Source organism: Paracoccus sp. UBA5162, assembly GCF_002413585.1.
Classification (GTDB): Bacteria; Pseudomonadota; Alphaproteobacteria; order Rhodobacterales; family Rhodobacteraceae; genus Paracoccus.
The window spans coordinates 39,478-51,960 of the sequence record NZ_DHXG01000037.1 but is presented as its reverse complement, the minus strand read 5'-3'; the positions used below and the strand labels follow the sequence as shown (position 1 = coordinate 51,960).

Genomic DNA, 12,483 nt, shown 5'->3' with positions numbered 1-12,483 from the left:
CATCTGCTGTTCGATGATGCACCCAAGGCCTTGATCGACAAGGTCGAGCGCGTGGCCCGGCTGATCCGCTCGAAAGGCGTCAGCATCTGGTTCATCAGCCAAAGCCCGACCGACATCCCCGAGGATGTTCTGGGCCAATTGGGCAATCGCATCCAGCACGCGCTGCGCGCCTTTACGGCCAAGGACCAGAAGGCGCTGCGCCTGGCGGCCGAAAACTACCGCGCCAATCCCGACTTCGATACGGCCGAGGCGATCCGGAATGTCGGCACCGGCGAGGCGGTAACCTCGCTGCTGGAAAGCAAGGGGGTGCCGGGCGTTGTTCAACGCACGCTGATCCGCCCGCCGTTCAGCCGGCTCGGCACGATTTCCGAATCCGAACGCGCCGCGTCCTTGGCCGCTTCGGGACTGGGTGCGAAATACGACACCCCCCTTGATCGCCAATCGGCGCAAGAGATTCTGTCCGATCGCGCGGAACAGGCCGCGCGTGCCGGCGCCGAAGCCAGGACCGGCGCGTCGCCAACCCCGGATGACGATCTCTTCGACATGAAACAGGCCCAGGGCAGCCGCGGCCGCCGCTACGAGCCGAGCGCGAAAGAATCGTCGCGAACCGGATCGCGCAGCCGAAGCTCGCGCAGCGACACGGTTCTGGAGACCTTCGGGAAAAGCCTTGCCCGGCAGCTGGGAACCAAGTCCGGGCAGGCGCTGGTCAGGGGTGTGCTCGGCTCACTGTTCCGCGGACGCTGATCGCCACGGCATTGATCGCGGCTGCGGCAAGGTCGGGCACCGGCACGGCCTGGACCGCGGCGCGCATTTCGGCCAGGATCGCGACCATCAGCAGGACATGGCGCTGAACGTCGTATTCGGCGGATTTTTCCTGCCGAGCCTCTTCCAGCATCGCCTCTTCCGCGCGCAGGCGCGACAGACAGGCGCCCGGCAGCGGGCAGTGGTCACTGCGCAGCAGGCGCGGCAGATCGCGGTCGCGCCGCCAGCCGGCCTGGCCCTCGCGGGCGGCCCGGATCAGGATGCGCGGACGGCGCAGGGCGGCCTGGTTCTGCCGCGGACGGAAGGCAATGACGTTGGGGCTGTCGATCATGGGCGTGGTTCCTGCAAGTGGTGACACAGGCAGGTTCACACAACTTTGACGTGTGTTGCCTTACCCTTTGATGCACCGCGCGGAGGGGAAAGAAATCTTTAGGATTTGTTAGGGAATGTTGCGTCTATGTGGATAAATTAGCCTGTTTTTAACGGGCTTTCATTCAACCCAGGGTGGTCCATCTGCCAGGTCCATCCGAGGATGACGAGGGACAAGACATGACCATTTTGACCGGTGAGTTCGCAATCGATGCAAGCTTTGCGGAGCACCGATCGGAAACCAGCGCCACGCCTGCCACCGCCGCCGATCTGCCCGAAGATGCGCGCCTTTATCTGCGCCATGTCGAGAAGGGGGAAACGATCCGTGCCCTGGCGCGCGAGGCGGGTTGCCACGCTTCGACGATCCTGCGCCGGATCCGCCGCTTCGAGGCCCGGCGCGACGATCCGCTGATCGACGGTGCGCTGAACGCGGCCGCCGATGTCGCGCGGCCTGTGGTCACTGACGGTCGCCAGGCGATGCGCGTGCTGAGACGGCTGGCCGAACCGGGCGCGGTCATGGGCACGGCCGATGGCATGGAAAAGGCGATCATCACCCGCAACGATATTCGCACCGCCGTCCTTCCGCGCGCCCTGGCCGAGACGATGGCGCTGAAGGGCTGGGTGGTCCAGATGTCCGGCTCGGCCCGGATCCAGCGCTATGCGATCGCGCCGGCGGGGCGCGATGCGTTGCGCGCCATGTTGCGTTCGCCCCGCCAGCGCAACGCGGTTCCCGGGCCGCAGGAATTCAGCGATGCCCGCCCCGTCCCGGGCAAGGCTGACGAGACGGCGCCCGACCATGCCGAACAGCATCGGGTCTGGGAAAACCGGCTGATCCAGGATCCCGAAGACGGCAAGCGCCGCCGCGCCCGCGTCAACATCGCCGAAAGCCCGCTTTTGCTGTTGGCGCGTCGTCGGGATCTGGACGGACGGCCGTTCCTGACGCCCGGGATGGTCGGGGCGGGCGAGAGGCTGCGCGAGGATTTCGAGCTGGCGCAGATGGGACCGCGCATCACGCAGAACTGGGACGGCTTCATGACCGCGGGTATCGATGTCTCGTATCATGCCGGCGGTTACCGGGGCGGATCGGAATCCGCGCGTGATCGGGTCGCGGTTGCGTTGCGCGATCTGGGGCCCGGCATGGGCGATATCGTGCTGCGGGTCTGCTGCTTCCTCGAGGGAATCGAGCAGACCGAAAGGCGTCTCGGCTGGTCGGCGCGGTCGGGCAAGATCGTGTTGCGTCTGGCGTTGATGCGCCTGGAACGCCATTATGCCGAAACCTACGGCACCGGTTCGCGTCTGATCGGCTGAGCCATGCCGTGACATTTTGGCCAAGGGCGTCCGAAAGGGCGCCTTTTTTTCGCTTTCCGCCCATTCACGTCGGTCCAAATATGCCCCGGTATGCGGCGGGAAGAAAGCGGTGGGAACGCCGTGCTGTCGAACTGGTTCGTCCTGGCCAGGTTGAATCGGGCGGTGCCAGGCTATAAACTGAAATCCGCGACGAACCCCTGGGGTATCAGCCTGTCTTATGAACATCACCTTGCGGCAGCTTCGCTATTTCCTCGCGCTGGCCCGGCACGGCCATTTCACCCGTGCAGCGGAAATCAGTCATGTCAGCCAGCCCGCCCTGTCGATGCAGATCCGCGCTCTGGAAGACGCCGCCGGCGCGCGCCTGGTCGAGCGGACGCCCTCGGGCGTGGTGCTGACCCCGCAGGGCCGGGCGCTGGAACGCGATGCCCGCCGGGTCATGGCGGCAATGGCGGGGCTGGAACAGGGCTTGCGGCGGCCGGGTCAGGGCGGCCGGTTGATGCTGGGCATGATTCCGACCGTCGCCCCCTATCTGCTGCCGCAGGCGCTGCCGGTGCTGCGCGCCCGCGATATCGGCCGCGATCTGCATCTGCGCGAGGCCCGGACCGAACGCCTGCTGGATGAGTTGATCGCCGGACGGCTGGATGCCGCCGTGGTCGCCACGCCGACCCGCAACGACGATCTGGAATCCGCGCCGCTGTTCGTCGACCGGTTCCTGCTGGCTGGCAGCGCGGCCCGGATCGCCCGTCTTCGCGACGATCCGCCCGAGCCGCGAGATCTGGATCCCGGCCAGTTGCTGCTGCTGGACGAGGGGCATTGCCTCGGCGATCAGGCGCTGGAGGTCTGCGGGCTGGAACGCGGTTCGGCGCGGCTTGATCTGGGCGCGGCATCGCTGGCGACGTTGTGCCGCCTTGCCGCGCAGGGAATGGGCTTGACCTTCCTGCCCGAAATCGCCGCCGCGCAGGAAATCGCGGCGGCGCCAGGGCTGACCGCGATCCGCTTTCCCGCGCCACAGCCCGCCCGCGAGGTGGTGCTGCTGCGCCGCGCCTCGACCCCCTCGCAGGGCTGGTTCGAGGATCTGGCCGCGATCCTTGCCGATGCCGGGGCGGCGCTGCTGGGGCCCGATGACATGGCCGTCATGACCCCGGCGGGCAGCGCGCGGCGTTGATCCGCTGCGTCTTTGTGTTTACCTAGAACGAAACCCAGCGAAAGCGTTGACATGGCCGATACCAGCACCGTCCCGCCGCAATCCCGGATTCCGCGCCTGCGCCACCCGGAAAAGGCTCACCGGCCCGATCAGGACCAGCCGAAGAAGCCGGCCTGGATCCGGGTCAAGGCGCCGGTCAGCGAAGGCTACAAGCGCACCCGCGACATCATGAAGGAACACCGCCTCTCGACCGTCTGCGAAGAGGCAGGCTGCCCCAATGTCGGCGAATGCTGGAGCCAGGGTCACGCCACGATGATGATCATGGGCGAGATCTGCACCCGCGGCTGCACGTTCTGCAATGTCTCCACCGGCCGGCCGGACGCGCTGGACGTGTTCGAGCCGGGGCGCGTGGCCCATGCGGTGCAGAAGCTGGGCCTGAATCATGTCGTCATCACCAGCGTGGACCGCGACGACCTGGATGATGGCGGGGCCGAACATTTCGCCCAGACGATTCGCGCCATCCGCCACCGCAGCCCCGCGTCCACCATCGAGGTGCTGGTCCCCGATTTTCTGAAATCGGCCGCCGGTGCGCTGGAGACCGTGGTCGAGGCACGGCCGGATGTGTTCAACCACAACCTTGAAACCGTGCCCGGCCTCTATCCTTCGGTCCGGCCCGGCGCGCGTTATTTCCATTCGCTGCGGCTGTTGCAGCGGGTCAAGGAACTGGATCCGGCGATGTTCACCAAATCGGGCATCATGGTCGGTCTGGGCGAGGACCGGCAGGGCGTGTTGCAGGTGATGGATGACATGCGCGCGGCGGATGTGGATTTCATGACCATCGGCCAGTATCTGCAACCGACGCCGAAACATCACCGCGTGGATCGGTTCGTCACGCCCGAGGAATTCGCAAGCTACGAAAAGACCGCGTTCGGCAAGGGGTTCCTGATGGTCTCGGCCACGCCGTTGACGCGGTCGTCCTATCATGCTGGCGAGGATTTTTCCCGGTTGCGGGCGGCGCGGCTGGAACGACTGGGCCGGGCGTGACGCAACGCAAGGCGGGTTGCAAATTGCCGCGGCCCAAGTGATACCGTCCCCAACGCCGGCCGCCCGAGTCGCCGGCGTGCCAGGGCGAAGGCCCGGTTCCCGTCTGCCATCGGGGACGACAGGCTGCGGGTGTGGCGGAATGGTAGACGCGAGGGTCTCAAACACCCTTTCCGCAAGGAGTGTCGGTTCGAGTCCGACCACCCGCACCAGCCTGTCCCGACATCCTCCTCTTTCCGGCGATTCTCCGCTCATCGGGCGAATCAGCTTTGCGGATTTCCGTCCGTTGGCAACCATTGGTTGTGAACCTATCAGACATTAATCCTTGCGATTGCCGAACCGCCCGCGACCTGACTCAAAAGGCAGGTCTTTCAGAACTAATCGTAAAATTTTAGCTATTCGCGAAACCGCCCCCGATGATAGAGTGATCCCGTTAGGAAGACGTTTCGGAAAGCAGCCAGAACGGCGCGGTTTCGCGGAGGTGAGTGCGACCTCCATGCGGAGGCTCGAACCTGCCTCTGTCCGGAGCGAAAGTTGCAATTGTGTGGTGTAGGTTGAAAAATGGCTGTTGAAGAGCAAATGGTTGCCGTGGTTCCGGCCCCCGTCAATTTAAGTAAATCAGTGCCTTGGGTCTATCGCAGCATGTTCAAGCGTCCGCTTGACGTGCTGATCGTGCTTCTGACTTCGCCGGTCATTCTTCCCGTTGTGATCGCGCTGGCCATTCTGGTCATGCTCGACGGGGGCAAGCCGTTCTATTCGCAGGAACGGGTGGGCAGGGATGGCCGGCGATATCGCATGTGGAAGCTGCGCAGCATGGTCGTCGATGCCGATCAGCGCCTGGCGGATCACCTGGCCAGCGATGACAAGGCGCGCAGCGAATGGGATCTGTCCCAGAAATTGCGCGACGACCCGCGCGTCACCCGCACGGGCCGCCTTCTGCGCAAGTGTTCAATGGACGAGCTTCCGCAATTGTGGAACGTGCTGCGTGGAGACATGAGTCTGGTCGGACCGCGCCCCATGCTTCCCGAACAGCAGGTCATGTACGAGGGCGAGGCCTATTATCGTCTGCGTCCGGGCATCACCGGCTTCTGGCAGACCAGCGAACGCAACCGTTGCAGCTTTTCTTCGCGCGCCTTCTATGATGACCGCTACGAACGTTCGGTCAGCCTGACCACCGACGTGACGCTGCTGTGGCGCACGGTTCTGGTGGTGATGCGCGCCACGGGCTGCTGACGGACCAGTCTTCCGATACGATGGGACCGGCGGTTGTTCACTGCCGGTTTTTTCCTGCCTCGACTGCTAGCGGCGCAGCTTCAGCGCCGCGGCCAGTTCCGCCGGCAGGATCGCCGCGCAGCGCGCATAGCGCGGCATCAGGCGGCGCGGGGCCGTGGCCATGCGCCATGCCCATTCCATCGCCAGCCGGCGCACCCACAACGGCGCGCGGCGCTGGTTCCCGGCCAGGAAATCCAGCCCTGCGCCGATCGAGGCAAAGCCCACCTCCGGTGTTTCGCGCCGACCCCGCGCCGCCAGCAGTTCCTGCTTTGGCGCCCCAAGCGCCAGAAAACACAACCTTGCGCCCGATGCCTGGACCTCTTCCAGCAATCGTCCGGCCGAGGGGCTTGCCGGATCGAAACCCATCGGCGGCGCGATCCGGGCCGCGATGGTGATACCCGGCGCTGCACGGCTCAGGCTTTCGGCGGCCGCGTCCAGCGCCGCCATCGTCGAGCCGACAAGCGCGATGGGTGCGTCTTCCGCTGCGGCAAGCCGCGCCAGCGGAATCACGATGTCCGATCCGGGAACCAGCGTGACCGGCCGCCCGGCACACCGCGACAGCCAGACCACGGGATTGCCGTCGGCGCAGACCAGATCCTGTTCCGCATAGGCCTGGCGGAATTGGGGATCGCTGCGCAACTTGACCAGATGATCCAGGTTCAGCGTGGCCAGCGCGAAACCCTCGCCCTTGTGCAGCCGACGCGCGATTTCGGTCATCAGGGCGGGCATGTCCGGCAGGTTGATCCGGATCGTCCGTCCCTCGTAACTGAACTGCATCACCTCGCGCACTCCACCCTCGCCGCAGCCGTCAGGAGGGCCGCGTTGCCGCCCCCTCTGTGACATGTCCGCGAGGCATCGACAATCTGCCTGATCTATCCCTTGGGCAGATAGGGAATGCCGCCGGCAAGGTCGCTGTCGTCGATGACGTGAAAATCGCTGACGCTGCCCTTTCTGCGGCCTTCCGCGAAGGGGGCGTATTCGGGATCCTCGGCAAAGGCGCGGACCGCCTCGCGCGAGGGGAATTCGATCAGCGCGATCAACGTGCAGCCCGGCGGCGTGCCCTCGATCGTCTCGATATTGCCGCTGCGCGACAGATAGCGGCCGCCGTGCTTGGCCGCGATCTCGTGGACCTTCGCGGCATAGCCCGGCACCCAGGCATCGTCCGTCACGGTGACATTCGCGATCAGATAGACCGGCATCCTGCTTTCCCTCCCTTGCATGATCCGTGCGGCTGCCAGCCTAAATCCGAACATGTCCCCGACCAAGCCCGCCATAGGGCTGAGTATTCGTCCCGATTCTCGGTCGGCACGATCGGCCGACAACGCGGCACCCAGGGTGACGGGTCTTGCGAACTTCTGCCTTCTGCGAAATTTCAGCCCAGCAGCCGCACCAGCCCCAGCGTGACGACCGGAAAGGCGATCAGCGCGGCGATGCGGATGATGTCGCTGATCAGGAAAGGCAGGACGCCGCGGAAGCTTTCGATCATCGGCACGTCCCTTGCCATGCCGTTGATGACGAAGACGTTCATGCCCACCGGCGGCGTGATCAGGCCCACCTCGACCACCACGACCGAGAGGATTCCGAACCAGATCAGGGTCTCCTCGCGCGGCATCCCGAAATCGAGACCCGCGATGATCGGATAGAAGATCGGGATGGTCAGCAGCAGCATGGACATCGAATCCATGACGCAGCCCAGCACCAGATACAGCGCCAGCATCGCCAGCAGGACCAGCATCGGCGTCAGGCCGGAATTCCGGATCGCTTCCGCCAGCAGCATCGGCGTCCGGGTCTGGGCCAGAAAGGCGTTGAAGGTCTCGGCCCCCAGCAGGATCAGGAAGATCATGGCCGAGGTCGTGGCCGTGCCGCGCAGGCATCGCGCGATCCCCGTCAGCCGCATCCCGCCATGCAGCACCGCAAGGACACCGGTGCCGAAGGCGCCGACCGCCGCCGCTTCGGTGGGCGTGAACCAGCCGCGATACATCCCGACGATGACCAGCGCGAAGATCACGATCAGCGACCACGTCTCGCGCAGCGCGCCCATCCGCTGAGCCCATGTCGCGCGTGGGCCGGCCGGACCGTCATCGGGATTGCGGGCGACGAAGATGGCGATCGCGGCCATGTAGCCAAGCGCGGCCAGCACGCCCGGCACCATCGCCGCCACGAACATGGTGGCGATGCTCATCTCGGCCATCAGCGCATAGAGGACCAGGATCACCGACGGCGGGATCAGGATGCCCAGCGTGCCGCCCGCCGCCAGCGAGCCTGTGGCCAGCGCGCCGCTGTAATTGTATCGCTTCATCTCGGGCAGGGCGACCTGTCCCATGGTGGCGGCGGTCGCCAGCGAGGATCCGCAGATCGCGCCGAAGGCCGCGCATCCGCCGATCGAGGCCATCGCCAGTCCGCCCTTGCGATGGCCCAGAAAGGCAGCGGCGGTGCGATACAGCGCCCGGCTCATCCCGGCCTGCGTGGCGAATTCGCCCATCAGCACGAAAAGCGGGATGACCGACAGCGAATAGGTCGAGAACTGGTAGTAGGTCGAGGTTTTCAGGAATGCCAGCAGCGGCGACACACCGGTCCATGCGGCATATCCGCCTACACCCACCGTCATCATCGCGACCCCGATGGGGACACGGATGGCCATCAGCGCCAGCAGCACCGCGAAACCCGTCAGCCCGGCGGCGACGCCGCTCATGCGCGGGCCTTTCCCAGATGGCCGATCATGGTCGCGGCGCAGGTGGCGACCAGCAGCGCCATGGCCGGCAGGATGACGATGAAGCTCCACCACACCGGAATGCGCAGGACCATGGACTGCTCGCCATATTGGCGCATCTCCAGCCCGCCGGGGATCATCCGCCAGAACAGCAGCGCGGCAATCAGCAGGTAGAGCAGATCGCCCAGGGCCTCCAGCCGGTGGTTGAGGCGCGGGCTGGCGTTCTGGGTAAAGAAATCGACCAGGACGTTGCCGCCGGTGGACTGGCACCAGGGCAGAAAGCAGAAGATGGCGATGGCGCTGCCGATCTCGACCAGTTCGAAATCACCGGGAATGGGCGCGCCCAGCAGGCTGCGCCGGGTGACGCTGATCACGGTCATCAGCATCATCGCCAGCAGGGTGATTCCGCCCAAAGCGGCGAACCATCGGCACAGGGCCGACAGCCATCGCGGCAGCGGCACCGGATGGGGGCGTTCGGTCGGATCGTCGCTCATGGCCGTCTCCCTTGAACATGTGCAGATCGGACGCCGCGGGCCGTCACGCTGCCCGGAAGGTATCCGCCCGGCCGCGGCCTGGATCGGGGCCGGGCGCGGGGCCGGGCGCGGCGAGGGGATGGGGATGGATCGCAGCGCAGGGCGCCCGACATGCCCGGTCGCAGCGCCCGCCCCAAGGGCCCCGCGCGCGGGGCCTTGCCCTGCCGCAGCCCTATTTGCCCCGTGCCCCGGCCAGCATCGCCTTGGCATCGTCCAGCATCGCCTGACCGTTTTCGCCCATGGATTTCACCCAGGCGTCGATCACGGGCTGACTGGCCTGTTGCCATTCGCCCAGGCGATCCTCGGGAATCACGACGATATTGTGACCCGCGTCGACCGCCTTCTGACGCTCGGCCGCCTCGGCCTTGTCGAAGGCTTCGCCGGCCAGCGCCGCCAGCGCCGCGCCGGAATTGTCGTCGATCACCTTTTTCAGATCGTCGGGGAGATTGTCGTATTTCGCCTTGTTCATCACCAGCGCCATGACCGAGGTGGACAACCCGCCATTCTCGGTTCCGAATTCGGTGTGATCCTGCGTCACGTTCTCGATGCGCAGGCTGCCGAAAACCTCCCAGGGAATCACCGCGCCGTCTATGACGCCGGTCGTCAGCGCCTGCGGCACTTCGGGGACCGGCATCCCGACGGCGGTCGCGCCAAGCGCGTTCAGCCCGTCGGTCATGGTGCGCGAGGGGGCGCGGATCTTCAGACCCTTCAGGTCGGCCATCGACTGGATCGGCTTGCCCTTGGTGTGGAACTTGTAGGCGGCGGGGGCGTGGATCAGCAGGGGTTTCACATCCTTCAGCTCATCGCCCATGTATTTCGTCTGGTATTCCTGCAAGGCCATCGTCGTCTCGGTCGCGGTGCCGGACATGAAGGGCAACTCGAACGCCTCCGAGGCCGGGAACCGGCCCGGCGTATAGCCCAGCAGCGTCCAGGCCACGTCCACCACGCCGTCGCGGGCCTGATCGAAAAGCTGCGGCGGCTTGCCGCCCAGCTGCATCGACGGGTAGATCTGCACGTCGATCCGGCCGCCCGATTGTTCCTCGACCGCCTTTTCCCAGGGCTCCAGCACGCCCTTCTGGATCGGCGCGTCGGCCGACAGAAAGTGCTGCACGCGCAGGGTTACCTCTTGCGCGGCGCCCGCGCCGGACATCGCGGCCAGCGTGACGCTGGCGATCAGCAAGGTCTTCATGATCTCTCCTCCCTTTGGTTCTATGACAGCCGGGCCTGCATCGCGGCATCGCCCGTATTCGCCTCTGGCGCGAGGATTCGCGACCAGTCATGGCCGGGGGCCAGCCGCGCCAGCGCCCCCGCCAGGGTTTCGGTCTCGTCGGTGGCCAGTTCTGCCAGCGCAGCGGCGACGATCTTCAGCGCATCGCCGCGTGGCATCTGGCGGGCAAGATGAAAGCCCGCCGCCTCGGCCAGCATCGCGCCGCGATCGGCCGCGAAGGTCGCGGCGATCCGATCCGGGCGCGGGGTCAGGCTGCGGGCCAGGTCCAGGGCCAGTCGCAAGGCCGCGCCGGTCCGGATCATCATATCGGGCAGCACCTGCCATTCGATCGCCAGCGCGCTGCCATCGCGTTCCTGGGCATGGATCATCGCCTGATGCAGCGTTCCCACCGCCCCCGCGTTCAGCCGCGCCAGCGCCACCAGCGCCTCGGCCGCGACCGGGTTGGATTTCTGCGGCATGGTCGATGATGCCCCGCCCGTGCCCGCCGCAACCTCGCTGATTTCCGATTGACCCAGCAGGATCAGATCGGCCCCCATCTTGCCCAGCGTCCCGGTGACCAGCGCCAGCCAGCCGCCCAGTTCGCAGATCGCATCGCGGGTTGCGTGCCAGGCCACATCCGGCGCGCCCAGGCCAAGTTCCTCGGCCATGGCGGCCCGGACCGCCCCCATCTGCGGGCTCAGCGCGGCGCCGGTGCCGGCGGCGCCGTGAAGCGAGACGTTCAGCAGGCGCGGCCGCAACTGATCCAGCCGCAGCCGGTGTCGGGGCAGGGGCGCGCGCCAGACGGCGATCTTCGCGCCCAGGGTGGTTGGCGCGGCAATCTGGTATCGCGTGCGTGCAGGGATCGGCAGACCGGCATGGTCGCGCGCCTTTCGATGCAGGACGGCCTCCAGATCGGCCAGCCGATCCTCGACAATCCGCAGGGCATCGCGCAGTTGCAGCACCAGCCCGGTATCCTGGATATCCTGGGAGGTCGCGCCGAAATGCGCCCAGGCACCATCCCCGCCACAGGCGGATTTCAGGGCGGCGATCACCGGCTGCGCCGCGATGCCCGCCGCAGCCATGCCTGCCGCCAGTTCGGACGGGTCCGGCCGCAGATTCTCGGCTGTTTCGGAAACCGACCCCGACGCCGTTTCGGGGATGATCCCGAGCCTTCCCTGCGCGCGCGCCAGCGCGGCCTCGGCCTTCAGCATGGCGGCGATCTGGGCGCGGGCGCCCATGGCCCGGCCCAGTTCCTCATCCCCGAAAAGACCGTCGGTCAGGGTCATGCGGCCCGCAATCCCAGGATCTGCCGCGCCTGCGCCGGGCTGGCCACGGGGCGGTCATACCGGCTGCACAGATCAGCCGCCCGCTGCACCAGCGCCGCGTTCGACGGGGCCAGCGTCTTGCGGTCCAGTCGCACGTTGTCCTCAAGTCCCGTCCGGGCATGGCCGCCCGTCGAGATCGCCCATTCGTTCAGCACGATCTGGTTCTGGCCGATCCCGGCCGCGCACCATGCCGCATTCTCGCCGAACAGCCGCGCGACGGTGGCGCGGTAGAAGTCGAACACCGCGCGATCGACCGGCATCGCGTTCTTCACCCCCATCACGAATTGCACATAGGGCGTGTCGCGGATGCGGCCATCCTTCCACATCTTCGCGGCCTGAAAGATGTGGGACAGATCGAAGGCCTCGATCTCGGGCTTGACGTCGTGGGCAATCATTTCGCCCGCCAGCCAATCGACCAGATCGGGCGGATTGTCATAGACCCGCGTCGGAAAGTTGTTCGAGCCGACCGACAGCGACGCCATCTCGGGCGACAGCGACAGCATGCCGCCCCGCGCCCGCCCCGCACCCGACCGCCCGCCCGTGGAAAGCTGCACGATCATGCCGGGGCAATGCGTCTGGATCCCCTCTTTCAGCGCCGCGAACCGGTCGGGATCGCTGGTGGGTTTGCCCTCGTCGTCGCGGACATGGCAATGCGCGATGCTGGCGCCCGCCTCGAACGCGGCCTGCGTGCTTTCGACCTGTTCGGACAGGGTGACCGGAACGGCGGGATTGTCGGCCTTGGTCGGAACCGAGCCGGTGATCGCCACGCAGATGATGCAGGGTTGGGACATGAGACCCCCTCAGATATCGAA

General features: G+C 66.4%; 13 protein-coding genes and 1 tRNA gene. 6 read left to right on the top strand and 8 right to left on the bottom strand.

What is annotated here, in order from left to right; genetic code table 11:
• Window positions 1–744, top strand: a 744-nt coding sequence (locus B4A72_RS05225) for a helicase HerA-like domain-containing protein (protein ID WP_292955724.1), incomplete at its 5' end; no start/stop codon positions are given.
• Here the strand turns inward: B4A72_RS05225 and B4A72_RS05220 are convergent.
• Complete coding sequence (locus tag B4A72_RS05220) at window positions 707–1,093, bottom strand: DUF6477 family protein (protein ID WP_292955721.1); 387 nt, start codon at window positions 1,091–1,093, stop codon at window positions 707–709. The two genes, B4A72_RS05225 and B4A72_RS05220, sit on opposite strands and share 38 nt — an antisense overlap.
• Window positions 1,094–1,311: 218 nt before the next feature.
• Here B4A72_RS05220 and B4A72_RS05215 point away from each other — a divergent pair, with 218 nt between their 5' ends.
• From B4A72_RS05215 to B4A72_RS05195, 5 genes are all read left to right on the top strand, one after another.
• Window positions 1,312–2,439, top strand: coding sequence for a DUF6456 domain-containing protein (locus B4A72_RS05215; protein WP_292955718.1), 1,128 nt, complete (start codon window positions 1,312–1,314; stop codon window positions 2,437–2,439).
• A 217-nt stretch (window positions 2,440–2,656) separates the two neighbouring features.
• Complete coding sequence (locus B4A72_RS05210; protein WP_292955715.1) at window positions 2,657–3,604, top strand: hydrogen peroxide-inducible genes activator; 948 nt, start codon at window positions 2,657–2,659, stop codon at window positions 3,602–3,604.
• 51 nt (window positions 3,605–3,655) lie between these two features.
• Entirely contained in the window at window positions 3,656–4,627 is a 972-nt protein-coding gene (gene lipA / locus B4A72_RS05205) for a lipoyl synthase (RefSeq protein WP_292955712.1), read from the top strand.
• Between the two features lie 125 nt (window positions 4,628–4,752).
• Window positions 4,753–4,836: transfer RNA gene (locus tag B4A72_RS05200), tRNA-Leu, on the top strand.
• A gap of 349 nt (window positions 4,837–5,185) precedes the next feature.
• Window positions 5,186–5,857: a sugar transferase gene (locus B4A72_RS05195; protein WP_292955708.1), complete on the top strand. Its 672-nt coding sequence runs from the start codon at window positions 5,186–5,188 to the stop codon at window positions 5,855–5,857.
• A 66-nt stretch (window positions 5,858–5,923) separates the two neighbouring features.
• Here the strand turns inward: B4A72_RS05195 and B4A72_RS05190 are convergent, their stop codons facing one another.
• From B4A72_RS05190 to B4A72_RS05160, 7 genes are all read right to left on the bottom strand, one after another.
• On the bottom strand, window positions 5,924–6,673 hold the full coding sequence (locus B4A72_RS05190) for a WecB/TagA/CpsF family glycosyltransferase (RefSeq protein ID WP_292955705.1): 750 nt from the start codon (window positions 6,671–6,673) through the stop codon (window positions 5,924–5,926).
• Window positions 6,674–6,768: 95 nt separating this feature from the next.
• Window positions 6,769–7,095, bottom strand: a complete 327-nt coding sequence (locus tag B4A72_RS05185; RefSeq protein ID WP_292955702.1) for a DUF1330 domain-containing protein — start codon at window positions 7,093–7,095, stop codon at window positions 6,769–6,771.
• A 173-nt stretch (window positions 7,096–7,268) separates the two neighbouring features.
• On the bottom strand, window positions 7,269–8,588 hold the full coding sequence (locus tag B4A72_RS05180) for a TRAP transporter large permease (RefSeq protein WP_292955699.1): 1,320 nt from the start codon (window positions 8,586–8,588) through the stop codon (window positions 7,269–7,271).
• The gene (locus B4A72_RS05175; RefSeq protein WP_292955696.1) at window positions 8,585–9,100 is read right to left on the bottom strand and encodes a TRAP transporter small permease; all 516 of its coding nucleotides are present in this window, start codon (window positions 9,098–9,100) and stop codon (window positions 8,585–8,587) included. Before B4A72_RS05175 ends, B4A72_RS05180 begins: the two co-directional genes overlap by 4 nt.
• A gap of 211 nt (window positions 9,101–9,311) precedes the next feature.
• Window positions 9,312–10,328, bottom strand: coding sequence for a TRAP transporter substrate-binding protein (locus B4A72_RS05170; protein ID WP_292978190.1), 1,017 nt, complete (start codon window positions 10,326–10,328; stop codon window positions 9,312–9,314).
• A gap of 20 nt (window positions 10,329–10,348) precedes the next feature.
• Entirely contained in the window at window positions 10,349–11,632 is a 1,284-nt protein-coding gene (locus B4A72_RS05165; RefSeq protein WP_292955690.1) for a lyase family protein, read from the bottom strand.
• Window positions 11,629–12,462 carry a 3-keto-5-aminohexanoate cleavage protein gene (locus tag B4A72_RS05160; RefSeq protein WP_292955687.1) on the bottom strand — a complete coding sequence of 278 codons (834 nt, stop codon included), beginning with the start codon at window positions 12,460–12,462 and terminating at the stop codon, window positions 11,629–11,631. Before B4A72_RS05160 ends, B4A72_RS05165 begins: the two co-directional genes overlap by 4 nt.
• Between the last annotated feature and the right edge of the window lie 21 nt (window positions 12,463–12,483).

What these genes read in the sequence shown, in the direction of transcription:
- B4A72_RS05220 (WP_292955721.1), bottom strand. Translation starts at nt 1,093, where the DNA reads ATGATCGACAGCCCCAACGTCATTGCCTTCCGTCCGCGGCAGAACCAG.
- B4A72_RS05215 (WP_292955718.1), top strand. Translation starts at nt 1,312, where the DNA reads ATGACCATTTTGACCGGTGAGTTCGCAATCGATGCAAGCTTTGCGGAG.
- B4A72_RS05210 (WP_292955715.1), top strand. Translation starts at nt 2,657, where the DNA reads ATGAACATCACCTTGCGGCAGCTTCGCTATTTCCTCGCGCTGGCCCGG.
- lipA (WP_292955712.1), top strand. Translation starts at nt 3,656, where the DNA reads ATGGCCGATACCAGCACCGTCCCGCCGCAATCCCGGATTCCGCGCCTG.
- B4A72_RS05195 (WP_292955708.1), top strand. Translation starts at nt 5,186, where the DNA reads ATGGCTGTTGAAGAGCAAATGGTTGCCGTGGTTCCGGCCCCCGTCAAT.
- B4A72_RS05190 (WP_292955705.1), bottom strand. Translation starts at nt 6,673, where the DNA reads ATGCAGTTCAGTTACGAGGGACGGACGATCCGGATCAACCTGCCGGAC.
- B4A72_RS05185 (WP_292955702.1), bottom strand. Translation starts at nt 7,095, where the DNA reads ATGCCGGTCTATCTGATCGCGAATGTCACCGTGACGGACGATGCCTGG.
- B4A72_RS05180 (WP_292955699.1), bottom strand. Translation starts at nt 8,588, where the DNA reads ATGAGCGGCGTCGCCGCCGGGCTGACGGGTTTCGCGGTGCTGCTGGCG.
- B4A72_RS05175 (WP_292955696.1), bottom strand. Translation starts at nt 9,100, where the DNA reads ATGAGCGACGATCCGACCGAACGCCCCCATCCGGTGCCGCTGCCGCGA.
- B4A72_RS05170 (WP_292978190.1), bottom strand. Translation starts at nt 10,328, where the DNA reads ATGAAGACCTTGCTGATCGCCAGCGTCACGCTGGCCGCGATGTCCGGC.
- B4A72_RS05165 (WP_292955690.1), bottom strand. Translation starts at nt 11,632, where the DNA reads ATGACCCTGACCGACGGTCTTTTCGGGGATGAGGAACTGGGCCGGGCC.
- B4A72_RS05160 (WP_292955687.1), bottom strand. Translation starts at nt 12,462, where the DNA reads ATGTCCCAACCCTGCATCATCTGCGTGGCGATCACCGGCTCGGTTCCG.